We start from the raw sequence: 20,938 nt of genomic DNA, 5'->3' as shown, positions 1-20,938 counted from the left end.
ATGGATTATCGAAATTGAAAAAATAGCAGTAGCTATGATATTTTAGAGATTAATCCCTGCGGCGGTCCTGCGTGTCGTTACGTCATTTTTTAATGCACAGACGCTACAATGAGGGGATAAGTGTCTATCCATTCGGATTGGGAGCGGGCTGTTTGCCCGTTCAGGGAGAGTTGGGTTGAAAGATTTGATTGAGCTGTTCTGGCTGCGTTATACGGAACTGCAATCAGCGGTTGGTAAGAACGAGGCCGACAAGATCGCAGTGCTGGAGCGTGAACTGGAGCTGCTGCTTGATCGGGTCATCGGGCGTAAGACCGGCAGTTCCGAGGACATTCGCGAGCAATTCCGTTTCGCCATCGACCTCCTCAATCACGAGGCGGAAGATCTCGGCTGCGTGCAGCGCAATTCCGATCTTTTGAGAACGCTGGTCGACCGCTATGTCGGCATGCCGCTCAAGGCAAAGGTGATCGGCGACGAGGACGAGGACATTCTGGAGTGGCATCACCGCCATCTCATTCTCGATGAGGATATGCTGAACGACCTCGACGAGCCCGTGGTCGTCGTTTCTCCCGGTTATCGGGTGTCATTCTCCAATGGGATCGATGCTTTTCCGCGCAATACGCCGGAAGGGCCTTTGGGTTGTCATATCGCCGAGCTTGTCGGAGTGCACCGTTTTCAGAACGATCTGCGGGAGAGGCTCGACAATTGCTTCAAGGGCGGTACGTCGAAATACACCTATGCCGAAGATCATGACGGTCATACGATCGTAAAGTCGCTGGAAATGTCGCCCTGCTATTCCTCCAACTACAAGCTGGTTGGCGCAATGGTGGTCATCCGCGAAATCGCCGATCGCAGGCGCCGTCGCGCCACGGCATAAATTCACGGTTCGAACGCAAGCGTCGAGCCGTGTCCTTTTCCTGTCATTTCGGGAAGATGGTTTCCCAGATCGTGGCGATTGACCAAGCGGATGACGCATCCGCAAGAAGCTTCGTCGCCATTGCCAGACAGGAAAGAACCAAAAGCGGGCGGATGATCTTCGCGCCGTTTTTCATCGCGAAACGCGATCCGATCTGCGCGCCGACGAACTGGCCGATGCCCATGGCGATGCCAAGCTTCCAGAGAACCGCGCCTCCAGCCGCAAAAACAACAAAGCCGCCGAAGTTCGAACCCAGGTTCAGAAGCTTGGTATGGGCGGTTGCCTTCAGCATGCCGAAGCCAGCAAGCCCCACGAAGGCAAGCATGTAGAAGGAACCCGCGCCGGGGCCGAAAACGCCATCATAGAAACCCACGAGCGGTGCGGCGGTGAGGCCGAACACGAAAGGCGTGATGCGGCGATGGCTGTCGATATCGCTGAGCTGCGGCTTGAAGGCAAAATAGAGTGCAATCGCGATCAGCAGGAAGGGCATGATGGTGCGCAGGAGGTCTGACGGCACGAAGGCGGCGGTGAAAGCGCCGAGCCCGCCGCCGACCATCGCCATGATCGCCATCGGCAATTGTTCCCTCAGATTGACATGGCCGCGGCGGGCATAGGCAATGGTGGCCGACGCCGAGCCGAACTGCGATTGCAGCTTGTTGGTGCCGAGCGTATCGAGCGGCGGAATTCCCATGATCAGCATGGCCGGGATAGTGATGAGACCGCCGCCGCCGGCGATGGAATCGATAAATCCGGCAAAGATGGCGACGCAGAAAAGGACGAGGAAAACGTTGAGGGCGATGTCTTGCACTTGGCATGTCCAGGCGGGCTTAAGGGAGAGGGCCTCTTCTTTCACCGAAAAGATCGCCACGCAATATTTTTCTCTCCGATCCGGGACGGGCAGGGGGATTGCGGTGTTGCCGCTTATGGTTATGTTTCCGTGGCGCACCGCCAGACGCGGCGATGACGAGACATCAGGATGAGGGCATTATGCATAAAGTGATATTCGATACGGACCCCGGTGTAGATGATGCCATGGCGCTTCTTTTCCTGCACCGTCACCCCGATATCGATATAATCGGCGTCACTACCGTCTTCGGCAACGCGCCCATCGATATCACCACCCGCAATGCGCTCTTCCTGAAACGGGAATGGCAGATGACGGCGCCGGTAGCGAAAGGTGCGGGCGTGACCTTCGATCCGGCCCGCAAGGAAGGCCACTGGCCGACTTTCATCCATGGCGAAAACGGTCTCGGCGATATCGATATTCCAGAGACCATCGATCTGCCGCTCGATTCGCGTCCTGCGCATCGCTTTATTATCGAGACGGTCAAGGCCAATCCCGGCGAGGTGACGCTGATCGCAGTTGGTCGAATGACCAATCTGGCCTTGGCGCTGCGCGAAGAGCCGGATTTTGCGGCATTGGTGAAGCAGGTGATCGTCATGGGCGGCGCCTTCGATATCAACGGCAATGTGTCGCCGGCGGCCGAGGCCAATATTCACGGCGATCCGGAAGCGGCCGATCTCGTCTTCACCGCGCCCTGGCGTGTGGTCGTCGTCGGCCTGGACGTGACGACGAAAACGGTGATGACGAGCGCCTTCATGGCCGAGATGGCAGAGGCGGGCGGCAAGCCGGTGCAGCTGCTTTCCGATCTGTCGCAATTCTACATCGATTTCTACAAGACCCGCACCGGTGATGGCATGGTGGTGCATGACAGCTGCGCCTGCGTTTACCTTGTCGCGCCCGAACTGTTCGAGACCCGCAGCGGCCCTATACGCGTCGTCTGCGGCGGGCTTGCCGATGGCCAGACCATTCAGAAGCCGGATGGCCGCGCCTTTCCGCCGGGCGACTGGGACGGGCATCCGAGCCAGCTCATCTGCACCGATATCAAGCCGGAGCGGGTGCTTTCCGTCATCCGCGCCGCAATTGTGAAGGGCGAGCGCGACTGAACGGCCGGAATGGCCGTTCTTGAGCATGGTCTGCCTTGCATTTTCCAAGAATCTGGCGTTATGCAGGTTTCCTGATTACATTGCGCAATTCGCCTTGCCTGTGGTCTGAAAAGGCTGCGCCGGAGCCACAAGGCGGATGATCGCGATGCCGCGTGGACCGAGAAAACCGCTGTAGGTTTTCTTGTGCTTTGCGGTACAATGAATAGCGCCCGCCGGATCGGTTCGTGTCGGCGGCGTTTAACAACAAGAACGAACTTCGTTATGGGCCGGCAGAACCGGTCCATTTCCATGAGGAAAGTGATGGAAGAGTTTCATAAGGTCCGGCGTCTGCCGCAATACGTCTTCGAACAGGTCAACCGTTTGAAAGCGAGCGCGCGAGCGGCCGGGGCCGATATCATCGATCTCGGCATGGGCAATCCCGACCTTCCGACCCCCAAGGCGATCGTCGACAAGCTATGCGAAGTCGTTCAGGACCCTCGCACCCATCGCTATTCCTCGTCCAAGGGCATTCCCGGCCTTCGCCGCGCGCAGGCTGGTTATTATGCCCGCCGTTTCGGCGTGAAGCTGAACCCCGATACGCAGGTCGTCGCGACCCTTGGTTCCAAGGAAGGTTTCGCCAATATGGCGCAGGCCATCACCGCACCTGGTGACGTGATCCTGTGTCCGAACCCCACCTATCCGATCCACGCTTTCGGCTTCCTGATGGCGGGCGGCGTTATCCGTTCCATGAATGTGGAGCCGGACGAGAGCTTCTTCGGGCCTCTGGAACGGGCGGTGCGCCACTCCATTCCGAAGCCGCTGGCGCTGATCGTCAACTATCCGTCGAACCCGACGGCGCATGTTGCCTCGCTCGATTTCTACAAGGACGTGATCGCATTTGCGAAGAAGCACGAAATCATCGTGCTTTCCGACCTTGCCTATTCGGAAATCTATTTCGACGACAACAATCCGCCGCCTTCGGTTCTCGAAGTTCCCGGTGCAATCGACGTTGCGGTGGAATTCACTTCCATGTCGAAGACCTTCTCCATGCCCGGCTGGCGCATGGGCTTTGCCGTTGGCAACGAGCGGCTGATCGCGGCGCTGACCCGCGTGAAGTCCTATCTCGATTACGGTGCCTTCACGCCGATCCAGGTTGCGGCGACGCACGCGCTGAACGGCGACGGCTCTGACATCGCGGAAGTACGCAGCGTTTATCGCCGCCGTCGCGACGTCATGGTCGATACGTTCGGCAAGGCGGGCTTCGAAGTTCCACCGCCGGCGGCGACGATGTTCGCCTGGGCGAAGATCCCGGAAAAATTCCGCCATCTCGGCAGCCTTGAGTTTTCCAAGCTTCTGGTCGAGAAGGCAGACATTGCCGTTGCTCCCGGCATCGGCTTCGGCGAAATGGGCGATGATTACGTCCGCCTCGCGCTCGTTGAAAACGAGCATCGAATTCGTCAGGCAGCGCGCAATCTGAAGCGTTTCCTGTCGAGTGCTGACGAAACGATGCACAATGTCGTTTCGCTCAATGCCCACAGATAAGGGCAACCGAAGGCGGCCGGGCCCCGGCCGTCACCATCACCAGCAAATCAGGAACATACCCATGGCAGATTCATTGAGAATCGGCATAGCGGGGCTCGGCACTGTCGGCGCTTCGCTCGTGCGCATCCTCCAGCAGAGAAGCAACGAACTTGCGATCACCTGCGGACGCGCGATTGAGATTATTGCAGTGAGCGCGCGCGACCGTTCGCGTGACCGCGGCATCGATCTCAAGGGTATTACCTGGTTCGATACGCCGGAGCAGCTTGCGAATGAAGCCGATATCGACGTGTTGGTGGAACTGGTCGGCGGTGCTTCCGGCCAGGCGGAAAAAGCTGTGCGCGCAGCACTTTCGCGCGGTCTCCATGTGGTGACAGCCAACAAGGCGCTGCTTGCCAAGCACGGCGTCGAGCTGGCGACGATTGCCGAAGACAAGGGTGCGCTTCTCAATTTCGAAGCGGCTGTGGCCGGCGGTATTCCCGTCATCAAGGCGCTGCGTGAATCTCTCACCGGCAACAATGTGTCGCGCATCTACGGTATCATGAACGGCACCTGCAACTACATCCTGACCAAGATGGAGAAGGAAGGGCTGTCGTTCGAAGTCTGTTTGAAAGAAGCGCAGCGGCTGGGTTATGCCGAAGCCGATCCGGCCTTCGATATCGAGGGTAACGACACCGCCCACAAGCTCGCCATTCTGACGACGCTTGCCTTCGGCAACAAGATTTCGGCCGACGACATCTATCTCGAAGGCATCACCAACATCTCCAGCGAGGACATTCAGGCGGCCGCCGAGCTCGGTTATCGCATCAAGCTTCTCGGCGTGGCGCAGGTGACCGAATCCGGTATCGAGCAGCGGGTGCATCCGACCATGGTGCCGCTCGATTCCGTCATCGCTCAGGTTGATGGCGTCACCAATGCGGTGGCGATCGAGTCCGATATTCTTGGCGAGCTTCTGATGGTTGGCCCAGGTGCGGGCGGCAATGCTACGGCCTCTGCCGTGCTCGGTGACATCGCCGATATCGCCAAGAGCCGGCCCGGTGCCCAGCAGGTTCCGGTGCTCGGCCGTCCGGCGAAGTCGCTGACCGATTATCGTCGCGCCAAGATGAAGAGCCATGAGGGCGGCTATTTCATCCGGCTGACGGTGAAGGATCAGGCGGGCGTCTTCGCCTCCATCGCTACCCGTATGGCGGATAACAACATCTCGCTGGAATCCATCGTGCAGCGCCAGCGCGTGCATGTGGAAGGCGCGCCGCAGACGATCATCCTCGTGACCCACGCGACGATGGAAGATGCGATCCGCAAGGCCGTCAAGGCGATCAAGAACGAGAAATACCTGGTCAGCGAACCGCAGGTCATCCGCATCGAGCGGACCTGAGACGCTTTACGATTTTTCTGAATTTGAGGGCCGCGCCACCACATGGAGGCGCGGTCTTTTTTCTCCCGAAACCCGTTTTGGCGGCCACCGCATAAGCCGCCATAAAATTTGAGGGGATCGCCTCAGAACCGCTGGAAAACAACGCGATTCGGCTCTATGGTTAATCATGTTACCAAGCGAGGGAGGCGTGGCTGTGACATCGATTATCCTTTTCAAGGACAGTAAGCGCGAAAGTGTTCTGGCCGCCCATCATCGGGCGCGGCCTCACAATGCCAACGACAATATTCGAGGCATGGAATTCGATATTGCGGAATATGAGCGCAACTGGTGTTCGCTTGCGGTGTTTTCCCTGTTGCTGCTGGTCGGCGCGGTATCGATCGTCAGCCCGTTTTTCTCGATTTTCTCGGTGTGAAACCTCATACGGGCCTTTTTGCTTGAAAAAGGCGCCATCGCCATTTAGCCCGTTGTCATGACAAGGCGCGGATACGCATTCGCATGACAGGACGATGGACAGGATGGCAATGATGGAGCCGGCCGATACGGTGGCCCGCGCATTTCTAAGCGTGGAGCGGTCGGCGACAGAGCAACGTTGGGTTTCGCGGCTGGATCAGGCCGCACAGAACCGTGCGCTGGCCATGTCCCAGATCCATGCCATTCCCGAACTGATTGCCCGGGTGCTGGCCGGGCGAGGGGTGGGTGTGGATGAGGCTCTCGCTTTCCTCGATCCGACCATTCGCTCATTGATGCCCGACCCGCATGTGCTAACCGATTGCGAAAAGGCTGCCGAAAGGCTGGTCCGCGCTATCGAGACCGGCGAGAAGGTGGCGATCTTCGGCGATTATGACGTCGATGGCGCCGCTTCTTCCGCGCTGATGTATCGTTTTCTCGCGCATTTCGGGCTGACGCCGGAAATCTATATTCCAGATCGTATTTTCGAGGGTTATGGGCCGAACCCGGCGGCGATGCAGCAGCTTGCCGCCAACGGCGCGACCCTGATCGTGACGGTCGATTGCGGCTCCACCAGCCATGAATCGCTGAATGCCGCAAAGAATGCGGGAACAGATGTGGTGGTGATCGATCACCACCAGGTCGGTTCGGAACTGCCGCCGGCGGTGGCGCTGGTCAATCCCAACCGCGAAGACGATCTTTCGGGGCAGGGGCATCTCTGCGCCGCAGGCGTGGTGTTCCTGGTTCTGGTCGCCACCCTCAGGCTGTTGAAGGACAGGCGCAACAGACAGGCCTTCACGCTCGATCTGCTGGCGCTACTCGATATAGTCGCACTCGCCACCGTATGCGACGTGGTGCCCTTGAAGGGGCTGAACCGCGCCTATGTGGTGAAGGGGTTGATTGCCGCGCGCCATATGAACAACGCCGGGCTGGCGGCGCTGTTTAGGAAGGCCGGGTTGGGCGGGCCGGTGACACCGTATCATTTCGGTTTCCTGATCGGACCGCGCATCAATGCCGGTGGCCGTATTGGCGATGCCGCACTGGGTAGCCGTCTGCTTACACTCGACGACTCGTCACAGGCGGACGTGATTGCCGAAAAGCTGGATGAGCTGAACCGCGAGCGACAGGCGATGGAAGCCGTGATGCTGGCGGAAGCCGAAGCGGAAGCGCTTTATGAATATGGCGACGGGTCTGGCGCAGGCGTTATCGTTACCGCACGGGAAAACTGGCATCCGGGTATCGTTGGTCTTCTCGCCTCACGGCTTAAGGATCGTTTCCGCCGCCCGGCCTTCGCGATTGCCTTCGATCCTTCCGGCAAGGGTACCGGCTCCGGCCGCTCCATCAACGGCTTCGATATGGGCCGGATGGTACGCGCCGCCGTGGATGCCGGCCTGCTGGTCAAGGGCGGCGGTCACGCCATGGCGGCCGGCCTGACGGTGGAACGCGCCAATCTCGGCAAACTCCGGACCTTCTTCGAGGAAGCCGCCGCAAAGACGGTGAGCGAGCTGGTGGAAAGCAGCGTGCTGAAGATCGACGGCGCAATCGGCGCGTCTGGCGCGACCCTGCAGCTTGTCGATCAGCTGGAACAGGCAGGTCCGTATGGCTCCGGCCATTCTCAGCCCATTTTTGCCGTGCCTGCCCACCGGCTGCGCGATGTGCGTCTGGTCGGCACCTCCCACGTCAAGATAACGCTGGAGGCCATGGATGGCTCACGGCTGGACGGCATCGCATTTCGTGCTGCTGACGCCCCTCTGGGGCAGATGCTGCTGAATGCGCGCGGCAGGTCCATCCACGTGGCAGGCACCGTGGGCGCTGATCTATGGCAGGGCCAGAGGCGTGTGCAGCTGCGTGTTCTGGACGCTGCTTTCGCGCCCTGACAGTCGGTACAGATCGAGACGGGAAAAGCTGAAGGACGGCCGGAAACGGCTTGCATCCTCTATCTCACACATAACGTGAAGATTTGAACGCAGAATACTCATTTTCAAGGAGAAGCAAGTGGCACGCCCTAGGGGAGTCGAACCCCTCTTTTCAGAATGAAAATCTGACGTCCTAACCGATAGACGAAGGGCGCGTGCGCTTGTGGTGTGGCGCCCTTATAGTCAGGCTCCGGTTGGTCCGCAAGCGGAAAAATTGATTTTTTCCGCTTCGTGACGAGTTTTTTTTAACACGGTGGAGGGGCTGTGGAAAACCACGACAGACGAGGCCAAGACTTTGAAATAACGGCTCTATCGTCAAAGGAAAAAGCGGGTCTTGCCGTCGTGGCAAGCGGGTGTCGGCGGTTTCCCAAGCCTTAGCCGGCGTCGCCAGGAAAATCGATTCCGGGTGATCTAGGCTTGCAGCGTAAGAGCTATTGGCCAGATGAGAATCGATACGTTCTTACGGCGCGCGCTGCTATCTTTGTGGGTGATAAATGGGGGAACACGCAAGCAAGTGGCACGCCCTAGGGGAGTCGAACCCCTCTTTTCAGAATGAAAATCTGACGTCCTAACCGATAGACGAAGGGCGCGTGCGCTTGTGGTGTGGCGCCCTTATAGTCAGGCTCCCCGTGGTCCGCAAGCGGAAAAATGCATGATTTGACAAAAAAATGACATTGGCTGTCAGAACCCTTGGAAAACAAGGATTTCCGTTTCGTAACAAATGGTTAAACCGAGGTCGGCTTGGCAGTTTCAGTGCTTCTCGCGGATGAAGAATGATGTGAAACGACGATTTGGAGAGGAAGTTGATTCACTCAAAGGGGCTTCTGGTGCGAACGAAGTCATCAAATGAATGGCGAACCTTGCCAACATTCCGGCGTCATCCTTTGGTTCTTCCCGAGATCTGCAACCGCTCGATTTTGTTGACTTAGATCCTTGGGACAAGCCCAGGGATGAGGTCGAGCGTGGAGAGGCTGTCGTCAAATGAAAACGGGGCCGACATGGCCCCGTTTCGTAATGCTAGCTATTGCAGCGTCTCAGTGCAGGATCTGGCTGAGGAACAGCCTTGTGCGCTCGTGCTGGGGATTGTCGAAGAATTCGGCAGGTGAATTCTGTTCGACGATCTGGCCCTGGTCCATGAAGATGACGCGGTTTGCGACCTGGCGGGCAAAGCCCATTTCGTGGGTCACGCACAGCATCGTCATGCCGTCTTCGGCGAGGCTGACCATGGTATCAAGCACTTCCTTGACCATTTCCGGGTCAAGCGCCGAGGTCGGCTCGTCAAATAGCATGATCTTCGGCTTCATGCACAGCGAGCGGGCAATCGCCACACGCTGCTGCTGACCGCCGGAGAGCTGGCCAGGGTATTTATGCGCCTGTTCGGGGATCTTGACGCGCTTCAGATAGTGCATCGCCACTTCTTCGGCTTCCTTCTTGGGCATCTTGCGAACCCAGATTGGTGCCAGCGTGCAGTTTTCCAGAATCGTCAGGTGCGGGAAGAGGTTGAAGTGCTGGAACACCATGCCGACTTCACGACGCACCTCATCGATCTTCTTCAGGTCGTTGGTGAGTTCGATACCGTCGACGTTGATCGTGCCCGACTGATGTTCTTCCAGCCGGTTGATGCAGCGGATCATGGTCGATTTGCCCGATCCCGAAGGACCGGCGATGACGATACGCTCGCCCTTCATCACCTTCAGGTTGATGTCGCGCAGGACGTGGAAGTCGCCATACCACTTGTTCATGCCGACGAGTTCGATTGCCACGTCCGTTGTCGAAACGGCCAGTTTTTTTGTTTGGGTTTCTGCCATTTTGAGCGTCCCTTATCGTTTATGCCCGGTGTCGAGGTGCCGTTCCATGAACAGCGAGTAACGCGACATGCCGAAGCAGAATATCCAGAATATGAACCCGGCGAAAATATAGCCCGTCATCGCGGTAACGGGTGTCGCCCAGTTCGCATCCGATTGGTTGAGTGTGACAATGCCAAGCAGGTCGAACATGCCGATGATCGAGACCAGCGACGTGTCCTTGAAAAGACCGATGAAGGTGTTGACGATGCCCGGAATGACGAGCTTCAGCGCCTGCGGCAGCACGATCAGCCGGGTTTTCTGCCAATAGTTCAGGCCGAGTGAATCCGCCCCTTCATATTGCCCCTTCGGGATGGCCTGCAGGCCGCCACGGATCACCTCCGCCATATAGGCGGACGAGAAGAGCGACACGCCGACCAGAGCGCGCAGGAACTTGTCGAAGGTCCAGCCGTCGGGAAGGAACAGCGGCAGCATGATGCTGGCGAAGAACAGCACGGTTATCAGAGGAATACCTCTGATAACTTCGATGAAGAGCACGCACAGCATTTTGATTACCGGCAGGTTCGACCGGCGGCCAAGCGCCAGAAGAATGCCGAAGGGCAGGGACACTGCAATTCCGAAGAAAGACAGGATCAGGGTGACCATCAGGCCACCCCAGAGCTGCGTTTCCACCACCGGCAGACCGAAGACACCGCCGATGAGGAGGAAAAACGCAATGACCGGCAGGACGATGAAAAGCGCCAGAGCATTGAGACGCTTGAACGGCGCTTTCGGAATGAGCATCGGCACCAGGAGGATGGTGAACATGACCATCACAAGGATAGGACGCCAGCGCTCATCGATTGGGTAACGGCCGAACATGATCTGGCCGAACTTCGCCGAAACGAAGGCCCAGCATGCGCCGGACTGGCCATCGGCCAGCGCACCGCCCTGGGAGGCGGTGAGGCAGGCGATGCGATCCGTGCCGGTCCATACCGCGTCTACGAACAGCCACTTGAAGATTGGTGGCAGAAGATAGGCGAGGAACGCGATGGCAAGAACCGTAAGGACGGTGTCCTTCGGCGTGGCGAAAAGTTTGGTGCGCAGCCAATGGCTGATGCCAACCGCGCTTGAAGGCGCGGGTTTGGCTTCTTCAATGGTGTGGCGCACGAACGCGTGATTGCTGATCGTCATCTATTATCTCTCCACCAGGGCCATTTTCGCGTTCAACCAGTTCATGACCAAGGCCGTGAGAATGGACAGCGAGAGATAGAGAACGAGCCAGATAGCGACAACTTCGACCGCCTGTCCCGTCTGGTTCAGGATCGTGCCGCCAACGGAGACGATGTCGGCGAAACCGACCGCGACCGCAAGCGACGAGTTCTTGGTCAGGTTGAGATACTGGCTTGTCAGCGGCGGGATGATGATGCGCATCGCCTGAGGAACGACGATCAGACGTGTCGTCGTGCTGGCGCGAAGCCCCAGTGCCTCCGCTGCCTCGGTCTGCCCTTTTGCCACGGCCTTGATGCCGCCGCGAACGATCTCGGCGATAAAGGAAGCGGTGTAGAAGGAGAGCGCCAGAAACAGCGACATGAATTCTGGTGCGACGACCGAACCGCCCGCGAGGTTGAACCGCCCGGCAATCGGGTAATCGAATGTCAGGGGTGAGCCGAGCGCGAGGAATGTCGCAGCCGGAAGGCCGATGATGAGAAGTGTGGCGGTGATGCCGGTGCGGAACTGCTCGCCGGTTCTTTCCTGCCTGGCCTTCGCCCAGCGGTAAATGAAGACGCTGATGACGATGGCGACCAGGAAGGCGAGCGGTATCAGCCACGTCCCTTCGCCCCAGAGGGGCTTTGGAAAGAAGAAGCCGCGATTGTTGAGGTAGGTTCCAAGCGGAAGCTGCAGCGAATCGCGGGCCTGCGGCAGAACGGAGATGACGCCCTTGTACCAGAAGAAGATGACGAGCAGGGGCGGGATGTTGCGGAAGATTTCCACATAGGCCTGCGCCAGCTTCGAGATCAGCCAGTTGTTGGACAGCCGGGCGATACCAACGATGAAACCGATGATCGACGCGGCGATGATGCCAAAAAATGCGACCTGAATCGTGTTGAGAATACCAACGAGCAACGCCCGGCCATAGGTCGCATCGCTGGTGTAAGCGATCAGCGACTGGCCGATATCGAAGCCGGCTCTTCCATTGAGGAAGCCGAAGCCGGACGAAATGTTTGACCGTTGAAGATTTGTGATCGTATTCGTCACGATGATCCAGACGAAGGCGGTCAGGATGACGACTGTCAGAACCTGATAAAAAATTCCGCGTATGCGTGGATCGTAAATGAGTGACGACGCGCTTTGCGCGCGCGATCGTTGCGAACTGACCGCGTTGCCTGCCATAGGCACCTTTCCCTTTTATATGCTCTTTGCGAGCTTATTCTATAATTTCAAGTGGAGGCCGGGCATTGCCCAGCCTCCCTTCAGTCCTTAGCCAACGATAGTGCCGATCAACGAACCGGCGGTGCGTATTGCAGGCCGCCCTTGGTCCAAAGTGCGTTCTGGCCACGCTCGATCTTCAGCGGCGAGCCGGCGCCAACGTTACGGTCGAAGACTTCGCCGTAGTTGCCGACCTTCTTGACGATGTTGTAGGCCCAGTCGTTCGTCACGCCGAGATCGGTACCGATCTTGGTGCCTTCTTCAGTGCCAAGCAGACGCTTGATATCAGGGTTGGCGCTGTTCTTCTGCTCGTCGACGTTTTTCGACGTGATGCCCAGCTCTTCGGCGTTGACCATCGCGTAGTGAACCCACGTGACGATGTCGAACCACTGGTCGTCGCCCTGGCGAACGGCCGGTCCAAGCGGCTCCTTGGAGATCACTTCAGGCAGAACGATGTTGTCATCGGGGTTCTTCAGCTTGAGACGGATAGCATACAGACCGGACTGGTCGGTGGTGTAAACGTCGCAACGGCCGGAATCATAAGCCGAAGTCGCATCGGATTCCTTTTCGAAAACAACCGGGTTGTACTGCAGGTTGTTGGTCTTGAAGTAGTCGGCAAGGTTGAGCTCGGTGGTCGTGCCGGTCTGAACGCAGACGGCGGCGCCGGAAAGCTCAAGCGCGGACTTCACGTTGAGGCCCTTCTTGGCGATGAAGCCCTGGCCGTCATAATAGTTGACGGTACGAAAGTTGAAGCCCAGCGATGTGTCGCGGCTGATCGTCCAGGTGGTGTTACGGGTCAGAACGTCGACCTCGCCAGACTGGAGAGCCGGAAAACGGTCCTTGCTCGAGAGAGCGACAAATTTAGCCTTTGTAGGATCGCCGAAAACCGCAGTGGCAATACCGCGGCAATAGTCCACGTCGATGCCGGACCATTCGCCCTTGTCATCGGGATTGGAAAATCCCGGAATGCCAGCGCTCACGCCGCAGGTGACGAAACCTTTCGACTTCACGTCCTGAAGCGTCGCAGCCGAAGCGACCGAGGCTCCTCCCAAAACTGCTGCGCCGATAACGGCCGACAGAATTGCCTTTTTCATTTTTCCCAACCTTTGTTTGTTATCGTCAATCGGAAGAGGACCGGCATATTGTTTTTGCCCCAGCTCCCCCCTTCAGCAGATCTTTTCGATCCGCTTTTTCTATCACAATCGTAATTGGCAGCGGGGTCAAGATATGCTGACAATAATTGTGCCTATAAAACGGAATTTTCCAAATTTTGGTCGGGAAGTGTGCAAAGGGTGAAAATATAAGCATATTTTTGCGAAAAAATACACTTGCACGATTTTTGTATACTTCTTGTATGCTGTTGCGGGGTGGATCAATCCTCCCGTCTGCGAATGTTCTGCGGGACTTGACCTTGCCTCCGGCTCTCCGCATTGTCGCTCGCGTCAATATCCCTTCGAAAGCTGATCTGAAATGACCAAGACCAATGACCTGCTTTCCACCGCAGGTATGAATACGCGCCTGACCCATGGCGGCAACGATCCCGCCGACTGTTTCGGTTTCGTCAATCCGCCCATCGTGCGCGGCTCTACCGTGCTTTTCCCCGATGCCGAGACGCTTTCGACCGAAAACCAGAAATACACCTATGGCACCCACGGCACGCCGACGACCGATGCGCTATGCAATCTCGTCAACGAGCTGGAGGGTTCTTTCGGAACGATTCTCGTGCCATCGGGCCTTGCTGCGATCACCGTGCCGTTCCTCGCCTATCTTGGCGCCGGCGATCATGCGCTGATCGTCGATTCGGTTTATTTTCCCACACGCCGCTTCTGCAACACGATGCTGAAGAAGCTTGGTGTGGAGGTGGAGTATTACGACCCGGCGATCGGGGCGGATATCGAAGCGCTGATCCGCCCGAATACCAAGCTGGTGCATCTGGAAGCGCCGGGTTCCAATACCTTCGAGATTCAGGATGTTCGGCTGATCACCGAGATCGCCCACAGGCACGATTGCGTCGTGACGATGGACAATACCTGGGCGACACCGCTTTATTTCAAGCCGCTCGATTTCGGTGTCGACGTTTCCATCCATGCCGCCACCAAATATCCGTCCGGTCATTCCGATGTCCTGATGGGCTTCGTTTCCGCCAATGAAAAGCACTGGAAGACGCTTTATCAGGCGAACACCAATCTTGGCATCTGCGTGACGCCTGATGACGCCTATCAGATACTGCGCGGCATGCGCTCCATGGGCATTCGACTTGCGCACCACCAGAAAAGCGCCCTCGACATCGCCACCTGGCTGGAAAGCCGCGACGACGTCGCGAGCGTTCTGCATCCGGCCCTGCCGAGCTTTGCCGGGCATGAACTCTGGAAGCGCGATTTCAAGGGCGCAAGCGGCGTATTTTCCTTCGTGCTGAAGGCCGAAGAGGGCAAATACAAGCAGACTGCGGCGGCATTCCTGAACGCGTTGACCTTCTTCGGGCTCGGCTATTCCTGGGGTGGATACGAATCGCTTGCCGTGTCGGTGTCGCTTGTCGACAGGACGATTGCCAAAGGCCCGTCGGAAGGTCCGGTCATCCGGCTGCAGGTAGGGCTTGAAGATATCGCCGACCTCAAGAAGGATCTTGAAGCCGGGTTTGCGGCGGTAGCCGGGGTTTAACCTCAGCCTTTGGCGCGGTAGCCGTAAAGCCAGTCGAAGTCCTTCAGGAAAGATTCCGTCGGACGTGTCGAAAAGACGAAGTCCCTGGCAAGCCGAACCGGGCCTGTGGCGTGATAGGCGAAACGATTGAGAGAGGCCCGCTTGCGGGCCTTTTCTATGCGCGGCAGACGCAGGGCTTCGAAGGCGGCAAGGGCCTGTGGCGCGGGCAGGGGTGTTTCGGTCAACGTGCCCGCCAGTTCAAAAGCATCCTCGATGGCCATCGCCGCCCCCTGTGCGGCAAAGGGCATCATCGCGTGGGCAGCGTCGCCGATCAGCACCGTATCGCGACCATTATGCCAGCGTCCGGCACCGGCCTGATAAAGCGGCCAGAAGGTCGGATTTTCCGACGATGCCAGCAGCCGAACGATATCCGGGCTCCAGCCGCGAAACTGCGCAAGCAGCATGGCTTTCTGTTGGCCGCTCGATTCCGCCCGCCACGTTGCGCCGGGATCGGCGCCGAGTGCGATTGCGACGATGTTGAAGCCGCCGACTTCCTTCAGCGGGTAGGCGACGATATGGCCACCCGAACCGAGATAGGCGGTGACGGCGCTTTTGTTGATGGCTGATGGCACATCTTTTGCCGCGATCGTGAAGCGCCAGGCAATATTGCCGGAGAAGGTGGCCGTGGGGGCGGAGGGGACAGCGAAACGGGCCGCGGACCAGACACCGTCTGCGCCGACGATCAGGTCGTGATCGCGGAATGTGGTTGCAGCGATGACGTCTGTCGTCGCGTTTTCGATACGTTTGCCAAGATGCAGGCGGCAGAGCGGATTGCGCGTTACCGCATTGAGAAGCGCGTTTTGCAATGTCGAGCGATGCAGCACGCCATAAGGTGCGCCCCAGCGTGTGCGGGCCGTCGCACCCACGGGTAAGGACAGCAACGTGGCAAGCGATTTGCCATCGGCCAAATCGACGCTGACCGGCTCCGTCCAACGCGCCTCTATCTCAGCCATCACGCCGAGTTCGGCAAGGATGCGGGCGGCATTGGGCGATACTTGCAGGCCCGCACCGACTTCCGTCAGTTCGCCGGCCTGTTCAACGATGTCAGAGCTGATGCCGTGCCGGGCAAAAGAAAGCGCCGCGGTGAGACCGGCGATGCCGGCACCGACGATGGCTACGGATTTGATGGGCATGTCGCGCCCCGATCAGGAAAGGTGGAAGGTCAGGCGGCCTTCACATGGAAGACGCAGCCCGGAGGATCGGTCTGCTCGGCCTTCAGCGACGGATTGTAGCGGTAAAGGGTGGAGCAATAGGAACAGACCTTCTCGTTGTCGTCGCCCATGTCGATGAAGATGTGGGGATGATCGAAAGGCACCGAAGCGCCGGTGCACATGAATTCCTTGACGCCGATCTCGATCACGCTGTGTCCGCCATCGTTCTGGAAGTGGGGAATGGAATGCCCGGCCATGTTCGTCTCCAAATGCAATATCGTGGTTAAGCCGCACATCGTCATCGAGCATGGGCTTATTGCTGCGGATATGTAGCCTCAAACGCATTGCATCTCCATAAAAATCGTCAGGAAAACATGTTCAAAATTGCGATTTCCTGCCATATGGTCCGGCAAAAAGGATGTCCTTGATGAATCTCAACATGCCGCAATTTTCCGATTTTTCCCATGACGGCCTTCGCCTTGCCTATTTCGATGAAGGTGATCCGGCGGGCGATCCGGTTCTGTTGATTCACGGCTTTGCCTCCAGCGCCAACGTCAACTGGGTGCATCCAGGCTGGCTGAAAACGCTTGGTGACGCCGGTTATCGGGTGATTGCCATCGACAATCGCGGCCACGGCGCAAGCGACAAGCCGCATGATCCGCAAGCCTATTATCCGCCCGTCATGGCCGGCGATGCAGTGGCGCTGCTTAATCATCTCGGCATCGCTGAGGCTCATGTGATGGGCTATTCCATGGGCGCACGCATTTCCGCCTTTCTGGCGATGGCCCATCCGGAGCGTGTCCGCTCGCTGGTTTTCGGCGGACTTGGCATCGGCATGGTGGAAGGTGTGGGCGACTGGGATCCGATTGCCGAGGCGCTGCTGGCACCCTCGCTCGATGTCGTCACGCATGAGCGCGGCCGCATGTTCCGCGCCTTTGCCGACCAGACGAAAAGCGACCGGCTGGCCCTTGCAGCCTGTATCGAGACGTCGCGTGTCCTCGTCAGCCGCGAACAGGCCGCAAAGATCGATGCACCGACGCTGATCGCGGTCGGAACCAATGACGATATCGCCGGATCGGGTGCCGAACTTGCGGCGATCATGCCGCATGCGCGCGCTATCGACATTCCCGGCCGTGACCACATGCTGGCCGTTGGCGACCGGGTGTTCAAGGCGGCGGTTCTGGAATTTTATCGCAGCCTTTGATGGGTGGCGGCAAGAAACGGTTTTTCATGCTGCATGAAGAAAAACTGAAGCCTTGCCGCCTTTAAAGTCGTCATTCGAATCCCATTTCTTATGCACGTCTTTTTCTGTATAAAGAACGACTACTGCAAACGAGGAGACCATTCATGGTCGCACGTACCGAGGCCCGTCAGCCGGAACAGCTGGCGATCGTCGATCCGATCTGGGGCAGCCTGCTGCATGAGGCACGAAGCGCCGTGGCGCAGGACCCGCTGCTTTCGGCTTTCCTTTATTCGACAATCCTCAATCACCGGTCTCTGGAAGAATGCGTGATTTATCGCATCTGTGAACTCCTCGATCATCCCGATATGCAGGCCGTTCTTCTGCGCCAGACCTTTCAGGACATGCTGGATGACTGGCCCGAATGGGGCAGCGTGCTGCGCGTCGATATCCAGGCGGTTTACGATCGCGATCCGGCCTGCACGCGCTTCATGGAGCCGCTCCTTTATTTCAAGGGGTTTCAGGCCATCCAGACGCATCGCCTTGCCCATTGGCTGCTGCAAAAGGGCCGCAGGGATCTGGCGCTTTATCTGCAAAGCCGCTCGTCCAGCATTTTCCAGACGGATATCAATCCGGCAGCACGCATCGGCAAGGGCATCTTCCTCGATCATGCCACCGGGCTGGTGGTCGGTGAGACAGCGGTTATCGGCGACAACGTCTCCATCCTGCATGGCGTGACGCTTGGCGGCACCGGCAAGGAGGGGGCGGACCGTCATCCGAAGATCGCCAATGGCGTGATGATCGGAGCAGGCGCGAAAATCCTCGGGAATATCGAGATCGGCAGCTGCTCGCGCATCGCCGCCGGTTCTGTGGTGCTGAAGCCGGTCCCGCCGAAGACCACCGTTGCCGGTGTGCCGGCGCGGGTGGTGGGAGAGGCAGGGTGTTCCGAACCCTCGCGCCTGATGGATCAGGTCATCGGAGCCGATATCTGACGGGTCCGATATTTTCTCAATTGTCCGCGTGGAAGGCTCCGCGTGAAAGACATGGCCTGTGAAAGACATTGGCGATGTGCCGCTTTCACTTTACTTTCGCCTTTGTCCCATGCCAAAAGCGGCGCAACCCGAACCGCACAGGAGAATAGTGGTGAAAGCCGACGAAATCAAAAAACTCGACGCCTATTTCAAGCGCACCTTCAATGAAAAGATGGTTGTGAAGGCGCGTCCCCGTAAGGACGATTCCGCCGAAGTGTATCTTGGCGAAGAGTTCCTTGGCGTTGTCTACATTGATGACGAGGACGGCGACCGCTCGTACAACTTCTCCATGGCAATCCTCGACGTCGATCTTTGATCGTCACTGCCCGGTGACGGGTGGTTTTTCCGGATTAACAATCGCCCGCGGTGGTTCACGCCGCGGGCGATTTGTTTTTGCGGTCGGTGACCCGCATCATCAAGCGGCTTTGCGGCCGCAACGTCACCCTCATCAGTGGCTGCGCCGGACTTGCAGATCTGTTTTCGAGATGGACGTTCTGCAGCAGCACCGCCAGGATCGACACGGCCTCCATCATTGCAAATGCATTGCCGATGCAGACACGCGGACCTGCACCGAAGGGCATATAGGCGTAACGGTGGCGCGCCTTGGTCTTTTCCGGCTCGAAGCGGGAAGGGTCGAAACGTTCCGGTTCGTCCCATAGCGCCGTGTGCCGGTGGACGGCATAGATCGGCACATAAAGAACGGTTCCGGCAGGAATATCATGGTCGCCGAGCTTGAAGTCCTGCAACGCCGTGCGGGTAACGACCGGGGCAGGTGGGTAAAGCCGCATCGCCTCGGAAAATACCTGTCTGGTGTAGGTCAGTTGGGCAATGTGCTCTGCGGCGACGGGATTTCCACCCGTGACGGCTGCGATTTCCTCGACGACTTTCCGCTCCACGTCGCTGTGTTGCGACAGCAGATTGAACGTCCATGCCAGACCGAGCGCAGTCGTTTCGTGACCGGCGGTGATGAAGGTCAGCAGATTGTCGATGATTTCCTTGTCGCTCATCATGCGTTCCGTCTCGGGGTCTTTCGCGTCAAGCAGCATGGACACCAGATCGTTTCTCTCGACGGCGTTCCGCCGCCGGTCCGCAATCACCGTCGACAGGCTGGAGCGCAGATAACCGACAGCGGCGCGGGCCTTGCGCCGACCGGGGTGAGGGAGCCATTCAGGTGCGCCCAGCATGGCGAGCGCGAAGGTCCAGCCTGTCGGTTTCAGATAGTCGGTGATGCTTTGCTCGACACGCCCGATATCGATCCCGTGGCCGCCGGACATCATGGTTTCAACGATGATGTCGAAGGTTGTCCGCATCATTTCATGGCCGATATCGATGTCACCGAAAGGAGATGCGCGCCAGCGCTTGCTGGTCCGCTCTGCCGCCTCGATCATGACGGGCAGCAGTTCCAGCAGCTTTTCGTGCCGGAAGGCGGCGGCAACGGATTGCCGTTGCCATTTCCAGTGATCGCCATCGGCGGTCAGAAGGCCCTGTCCGAGAGCGGGGCCAAGCGCGCGGCGCACGTCCTCACCCTTGCCGAGCAGATGGGCGTTCTTGACCAGGGCCTCATGGATAAGAACGGGATCGGCAAGATGGACGCGCATCGTACCGCCGAGACGGATAAACACCGCCGGTTCGTTGAAAATCTCCGGTGGCAATGCGTTCAGCGGGTTGCGGATGAGTGAGAGGGCCAAACGTGCCGTGGCGAATTTCGATACGGGTGCTGCAGCGGATGTATCCGGGAGCGGAGTGCGAAGGTCGGTTCCGGGCATGGACAGGTCCTTTATTCGCGTTGAACACTCAAATTTACTTGTTAAGGTGTGTACCTTATTTTATTCATTTAAGGTATGCACCTTAGGTTTCAATAGCGGGGTCCGATATCAATGAAGAAAAGCGAGGCAGGACGATCGACGGGGCGTCCTTCCCCCACACGACAGAGAATCATCGCTGCCGCACTCCAACTATTTAACGAGAGGGGGCCTGATCACGTAACCACAGCCGAGATCGCAAGGGCAGTGAATATCAACGAGGGTAATCTTTATTATCATTTCCGCACCAAGGAGGCATTGGTGCTGGCGCTGTTTGCCCTGTTCGAGGCCGACGCGCTGGCGGTTGTCGCAAAGATAGACGAGGAGGACGAAGTTGCCGCATCGACATATGCTGGCTTTCTGCGGCTCTGGTTTTCGCTGGTGTGGAACTACCGCTTCCTGTTTCGCGATCTTGTCGGCCTTGTTTCCTCCGCGCCTGCGCTGGTGGAGCCGGTGCGCGGCATAAGCGCGGCAATGCGCCTTGCCGTTGATGATATCGTCAGCCGGATGGAGAGGGCAGGGCTTGCAGAGATTCCAGAAACCGAGCGGGCGGCCCTTCTTACCAATCTCTGGATCGTCTCGACCTATTGGGCGGCTTATCTCAACCTTCAGGAAGGCGTCACCGAATTCGGGCCGCAGCAACTGGACTGGGGACTTCGGCAGGTGTCCAGCCTGTTTCGACCCTATCTCTCACCATTTGCTACCTCCGAGCTGGAGGCGATGCTTGTAGTTGATCCATGATTTCAC

The 20,938-nt window shown here is 58.2% G+C and carries 19 protein-coding genes and 2 tRNA genes; 11 read left to right on the top strand and 10 right to left on the bottom strand.

Annotation, left to right across the window (positions count from 1 at the left end):
* The first annotated feature begins 175 nt into the window (after positions 1-175).
* On the top strand, positions 176-874 hold the full coding sequence (locus CRP02_RS19240; protein WP_013636202.1) for a hypothetical protein: 699 nt from the start codon (positions 176-178) through the stop codon (positions 872-874).
* A gap of 43 nt (positions 875-917) precedes the next feature.
* Here CRP02_RS19240 and CRP02_RS19235 read toward each other — a convergent pair whose 3' ends face one another.
* A complete protein-coding gene (locus CRP02_RS19235; RefSeq protein WP_065661546.1) occupies positions 918-1,721 on the bottom strand; it encodes a TSUP family transporter in 804 nt (267 codons plus the stop codon).
* A 179-nt stretch (positions 1,722-1,900) separates the two neighbouring features.
* On the opposite strand from CRP02_RS19235, the gene CRP02_RS19230 reads away from it, so the two are divergent.
* The 5 genes from CRP02_RS19230 to recJ all read left to right on the top strand — a co-directional run bounded on the left by CRP02_RS19230 (position 1,901) and on the right by recJ (position 8,077).
* Positions 1,901-2,860, top strand: a complete 960-nt coding sequence (locus tag CRP02_RS19230; RefSeq protein WP_097172028.1) for a nucleoside hydrolase — start codon at positions 1,901-1,903, stop codon at positions 2,858-2,860.
* A 300-nt stretch (positions 2,861-3,160) separates the two neighbouring features.
* Positions 3,161-4,381, top strand: coding sequence for an LL-diaminopimelate aminotransferase (locus tag CRP02_RS19225; RefSeq protein ID WP_003515379.1), 1,221 nt, complete (start codon positions 3,161-3,163; stop codon positions 4,379-4,381).
* Between the two features lie 61 nt (positions 4,382-4,442).
* The gene (locus CRP02_RS19220) at positions 4,443-5,753 is read left to right on the top strand and encodes a homoserine dehydrogenase (protein WP_003515377.1); all 1,311 of its coding nucleotides are present in this window, start codon (positions 4,443-4,445) and stop codon (positions 5,751-5,753) included.
* A gap of 187 nt (positions 5,754-5,940) precedes the next feature.
* Positions 5,941-6,165 carry a hypothetical protein gene (locus CRP02_RS19215; RefSeq protein ID WP_025593517.1) on the top strand — a complete coding sequence of 75 codons (225 nt, stop codon included), beginning with the start codon at positions 5,941-5,943 and terminating at the stop codon, positions 6,163-6,165.
* A 103-nt stretch (positions 6,166-6,268) separates the two neighbouring features.
* Entirely contained in the window at positions 6,269-8,077 is a 1,809-nt protein-coding gene (gene recJ / locus CRP02_RS19210; RefSeq protein WP_097172027.1) for a single-stranded-DNA-specific exonuclease RecJ, read from the top strand.
* A gap of 119 nt (positions 8,078-8,196) precedes the next feature.
* Here recJ and CRP02_RS19205 read toward each other — a convergent pair.
* From CRP02_RS19205 to CRP02_RS19180, 6 genes are all read right to left on the bottom strand, one after another.
* Positions 8,197-8,271 (bottom strand) — tRNA-Glu (locus CRP02_RS19205).
* Positions 8,272-8,631: 360 nt separating this feature from the next.
* Positions 8,632-8,706 (bottom strand) — tRNA-Glu (locus CRP02_RS19200).
* A 444-nt stretch (positions 8,707-9,150) separates the two neighbouring features.
* On the bottom strand, positions 9,151-9,924 hold the full coding sequence (locus CRP02_RS19195; RefSeq protein WP_003515372.1) for an amino acid ABC transporter ATP-binding protein: 774 nt from the start codon (positions 9,922-9,924) through the stop codon (positions 9,151-9,153).
* Between the two features lie 12 nt (positions 9,925-9,936).
* Positions 9,937-11,094 (bottom strand): amino acid ABC transporter permease, encoded by a 1,158-nt coding sequence (locus CRP02_RS19190; protein ID WP_097172026.1) that lies wholly within the window; start codon positions 11,092-11,094, stop codon positions 9,937-9,939.
* Between the two features lie 3 nt (positions 11,095-11,097).
* Positions 11,098-12,294, bottom strand: a complete 1,197-nt coding sequence (locus CRP02_RS19185) for an amino acid ABC transporter permease (protein WP_097172025.1) — start codon at positions 12,292-12,294, stop codon at positions 11,098-11,100.
* Between the two features lie 107 nt (positions 12,295-12,401).
* Positions 12,402-13,424 (bottom strand): amino acid ABC transporter substrate-binding protein, encoded by a 1,023-nt coding sequence (locus CRP02_RS19180; RefSeq protein ID WP_003515366.1) that lies wholly within the window; start codon positions 13,422-13,424, stop codon positions 12,402-12,404.
* A gap of 376 nt (positions 13,425-13,800) precedes the next feature.
* On the opposite strand from CRP02_RS19180, the gene CRP02_RS19175 reads away from it, so the two are divergent.
* Complete coding sequence (locus CRP02_RS19175) at positions 13,801-14,988, top strand: cystathionine beta-lyase (RefSeq protein WP_097172024.1); 1,188 nt, start codon at positions 13,801-13,803, stop codon at positions 14,986-14,988.
* 2 nt (positions 14,989-14,990) lie between these two features.
* On the opposite strand, the gene CRP02_RS19170 is transcribed toward CRP02_RS19175, so the two are convergent.
* Together CRP02_RS19170 and CRP02_RS19165 are read right to left on the bottom strand one after the other, a co-directional pair.
* Positions 14,991-16,160 (bottom strand): FAD-dependent monooxygenase, encoded by a 1,170-nt coding sequence (locus CRP02_RS19170; RefSeq protein WP_097172023.1) that lies wholly within the window; start codon positions 16,158-16,160, stop codon positions 14,991-14,993.
* A 29-nt stretch (positions 16,161-16,189) separates the two neighbouring features.
* Positions 16,190-16,435: a zinc-finger domain-containing protein gene (locus tag CRP02_RS19165; protein WP_097172022.1), complete on the bottom strand. Its 246-nt coding sequence runs from the start codon at positions 16,433-16,435 to the stop codon at positions 16,190-16,192.
* A 170-nt stretch (positions 16,436-16,605) separates the two neighbouring features.
* Here CRP02_RS19165 and CRP02_RS19160 point away from each other — a divergent pair, with 170 nt between their 5' ends.
* From CRP02_RS19160 to CRP02_RS19150, 3 genes are all read left to right on the top strand, one after another.
* On the top strand, positions 16,606-17,382 hold the full coding sequence (locus tag CRP02_RS19160) for an alpha/beta fold hydrolase (RefSeq protein ID WP_025593509.1): 777 nt from the start codon (positions 16,606-16,608) through the stop codon (positions 17,380-17,382).
* Between the two features lie 143 nt (positions 17,383-17,525).
* Positions 17,526-18,350 carry a serine O-acetyltransferase gene (gene cysE, locus CRP02_RS19155; protein ID WP_003515358.1) on the top strand — a complete coding sequence of 275 codons (825 nt, stop codon included), beginning with the start codon at positions 17,526-17,528 and terminating at the stop codon, positions 18,348-18,350.
* Between the two features lie 151 nt (positions 18,351-18,501).
* A complete protein-coding gene (locus CRP02_RS19150; RefSeq protein WP_003515356.1) occupies positions 18,502-18,705 on the top strand; it encodes a DUF3126 family protein in 204 nt (67 codons plus the stop codon).
* 55 nt (positions 18,706-18,760) lie between these two features.
* On the opposite strand, the gene CRP02_RS19145 is transcribed toward CRP02_RS19150, so the two are convergent.
* Complete coding sequence (locus CRP02_RS19145; protein ID WP_097172021.1) at positions 18,761-20,155, bottom strand: cytochrome P450; 1,395 nt, start codon at positions 20,153-20,155, stop codon at positions 18,761-18,763.
* Positions 20,156-20,266: 111 nt separating this feature from the next.
* Here CRP02_RS19145 and CRP02_RS19140 point away from each other — a divergent pair, with 111 nt between their 5' ends.
* Positions 20,267-20,932: a TetR/AcrR family transcriptional regulator gene (locus CRP02_RS19140; protein WP_097172020.1), complete on the top strand. Its 666-nt coding sequence runs from the start codon at positions 20,267-20,269 to the stop codon at positions 20,930-20,932.
* Positions 20,933-20,938 lie beyond the last annotated feature (6 nt).

The organism is Rhizobium sp. AN5 (genome assembly GCF_900215255.1).
Lineage (GTDB): Bacteria > Pseudomonadota > Alphaproteobacteria > Rhizobiales > Rhizobiaceae > Agrobacterium > Agrobacterium tumefaciens.
This window is presented reverse-complemented; position numbering and strand designations above follow the sequence as displayed.

What these genes read in the sequence shown, in the direction of transcription:
- CRP02_RS19230 (WP_097172028.1), top strand. Translation starts at nt 1,901, where the DNA reads ATGCATAAAGTGATATTCGATACGGACCCCGGTGTAGATGATGCCATG.
- CRP02_RS19225 (WP_003515379.1), top strand. Translation starts at nt 3,161, where the DNA reads ATGGAAGAGTTTCATAAGGTCCGGCGTCTGCCGCAATACGTCTTCGAA.
- CRP02_RS19220 (WP_003515377.1), top strand. Translation starts at nt 4,443, where the DNA reads ATGGCAGATTCATTGAGAATCGGCATAGCGGGGCTCGGCACTGTCGGC.
- recJ (WP_097172027.1), top strand. Translation starts at nt 6,269, where the DNA reads ATGGCAATGATGGAGCCGGCCGATACGGTGGCCCGCGCATTTCTAAGC.
- CRP02_RS19195 (WP_003515372.1), bottom strand. Translation starts at nt 9,924, where the DNA reads ATGGCAGAAACCCAAACAAAAAAACTGGCCGTTTCGACAACGGACGTG.
- CRP02_RS19190 (WP_097172026.1), bottom strand. Translation starts at nt 11,094, where the DNA reads ATGACGATCAGCAATCACGCGTTCGTGCGCCACACCATTGAAGAAGCC.
- CRP02_RS19185 (WP_097172025.1), bottom strand. Translation starts at nt 12,294, where the DNA reads ATGGCAGGCAACGCGGTCAGTTCGCAACGATCGCGCGCGCAAAGCGCG.
- CRP02_RS19180 (WP_003515366.1), bottom strand. Translation starts at nt 13,424, where the DNA reads ATGAAAAAGGCAATTCTGTCGGCCGTTATCGGCGCAGCAGTTTTGGGA.
- CRP02_RS19175 (WP_097172024.1), top strand. Translation starts at nt 13,801, where the DNA reads ATGACCAAGACCAATGACCTGCTTTCCACCGCAGGTATGAATACGCGC.
- CRP02_RS19170 (WP_097172023.1), bottom strand. Translation starts at nt 16,160, where the DNA reads ATGCCCATCAAATCCGTAGCCATCGTCGGTGCCGGCATCGCCGGTCTC.
- CRP02_RS19165 (WP_097172022.1), bottom strand. Translation starts at nt 16,435, where the DNA reads ATGGCCGGGCATTCCATTCCCCACTTCCAGAACGATGGCGGACACAGC.
- CRP02_RS19160 (WP_025593509.1), top strand. Translation starts at nt 16,606, where the DNA reads ATGAATCTCAACATGCCGCAATTTTCCGATTTTTCCCATGACGGCCTT.
- cysE (WP_003515358.1), top strand. Translation starts at nt 17,526, where the DNA reads ATGGTCGCACGTACCGAGGCCCGTCAGCCGGAACAGCTGGCGATCGTC.
- CRP02_RS19145 (WP_097172021.1), bottom strand. Translation starts at nt 20,155, where the DNA reads ATGCCCGGAACCGACCTTCGCACTCCGCTCCCGGATACATCCGCTGCA.
- CRP02_RS19140 (WP_097172020.1), top strand. Translation starts at nt 20,267, where the DNA reads ATGAAGAAAAGCGAGGCAGGACGATCGACGGGGCGTCCTTCCCCCACA.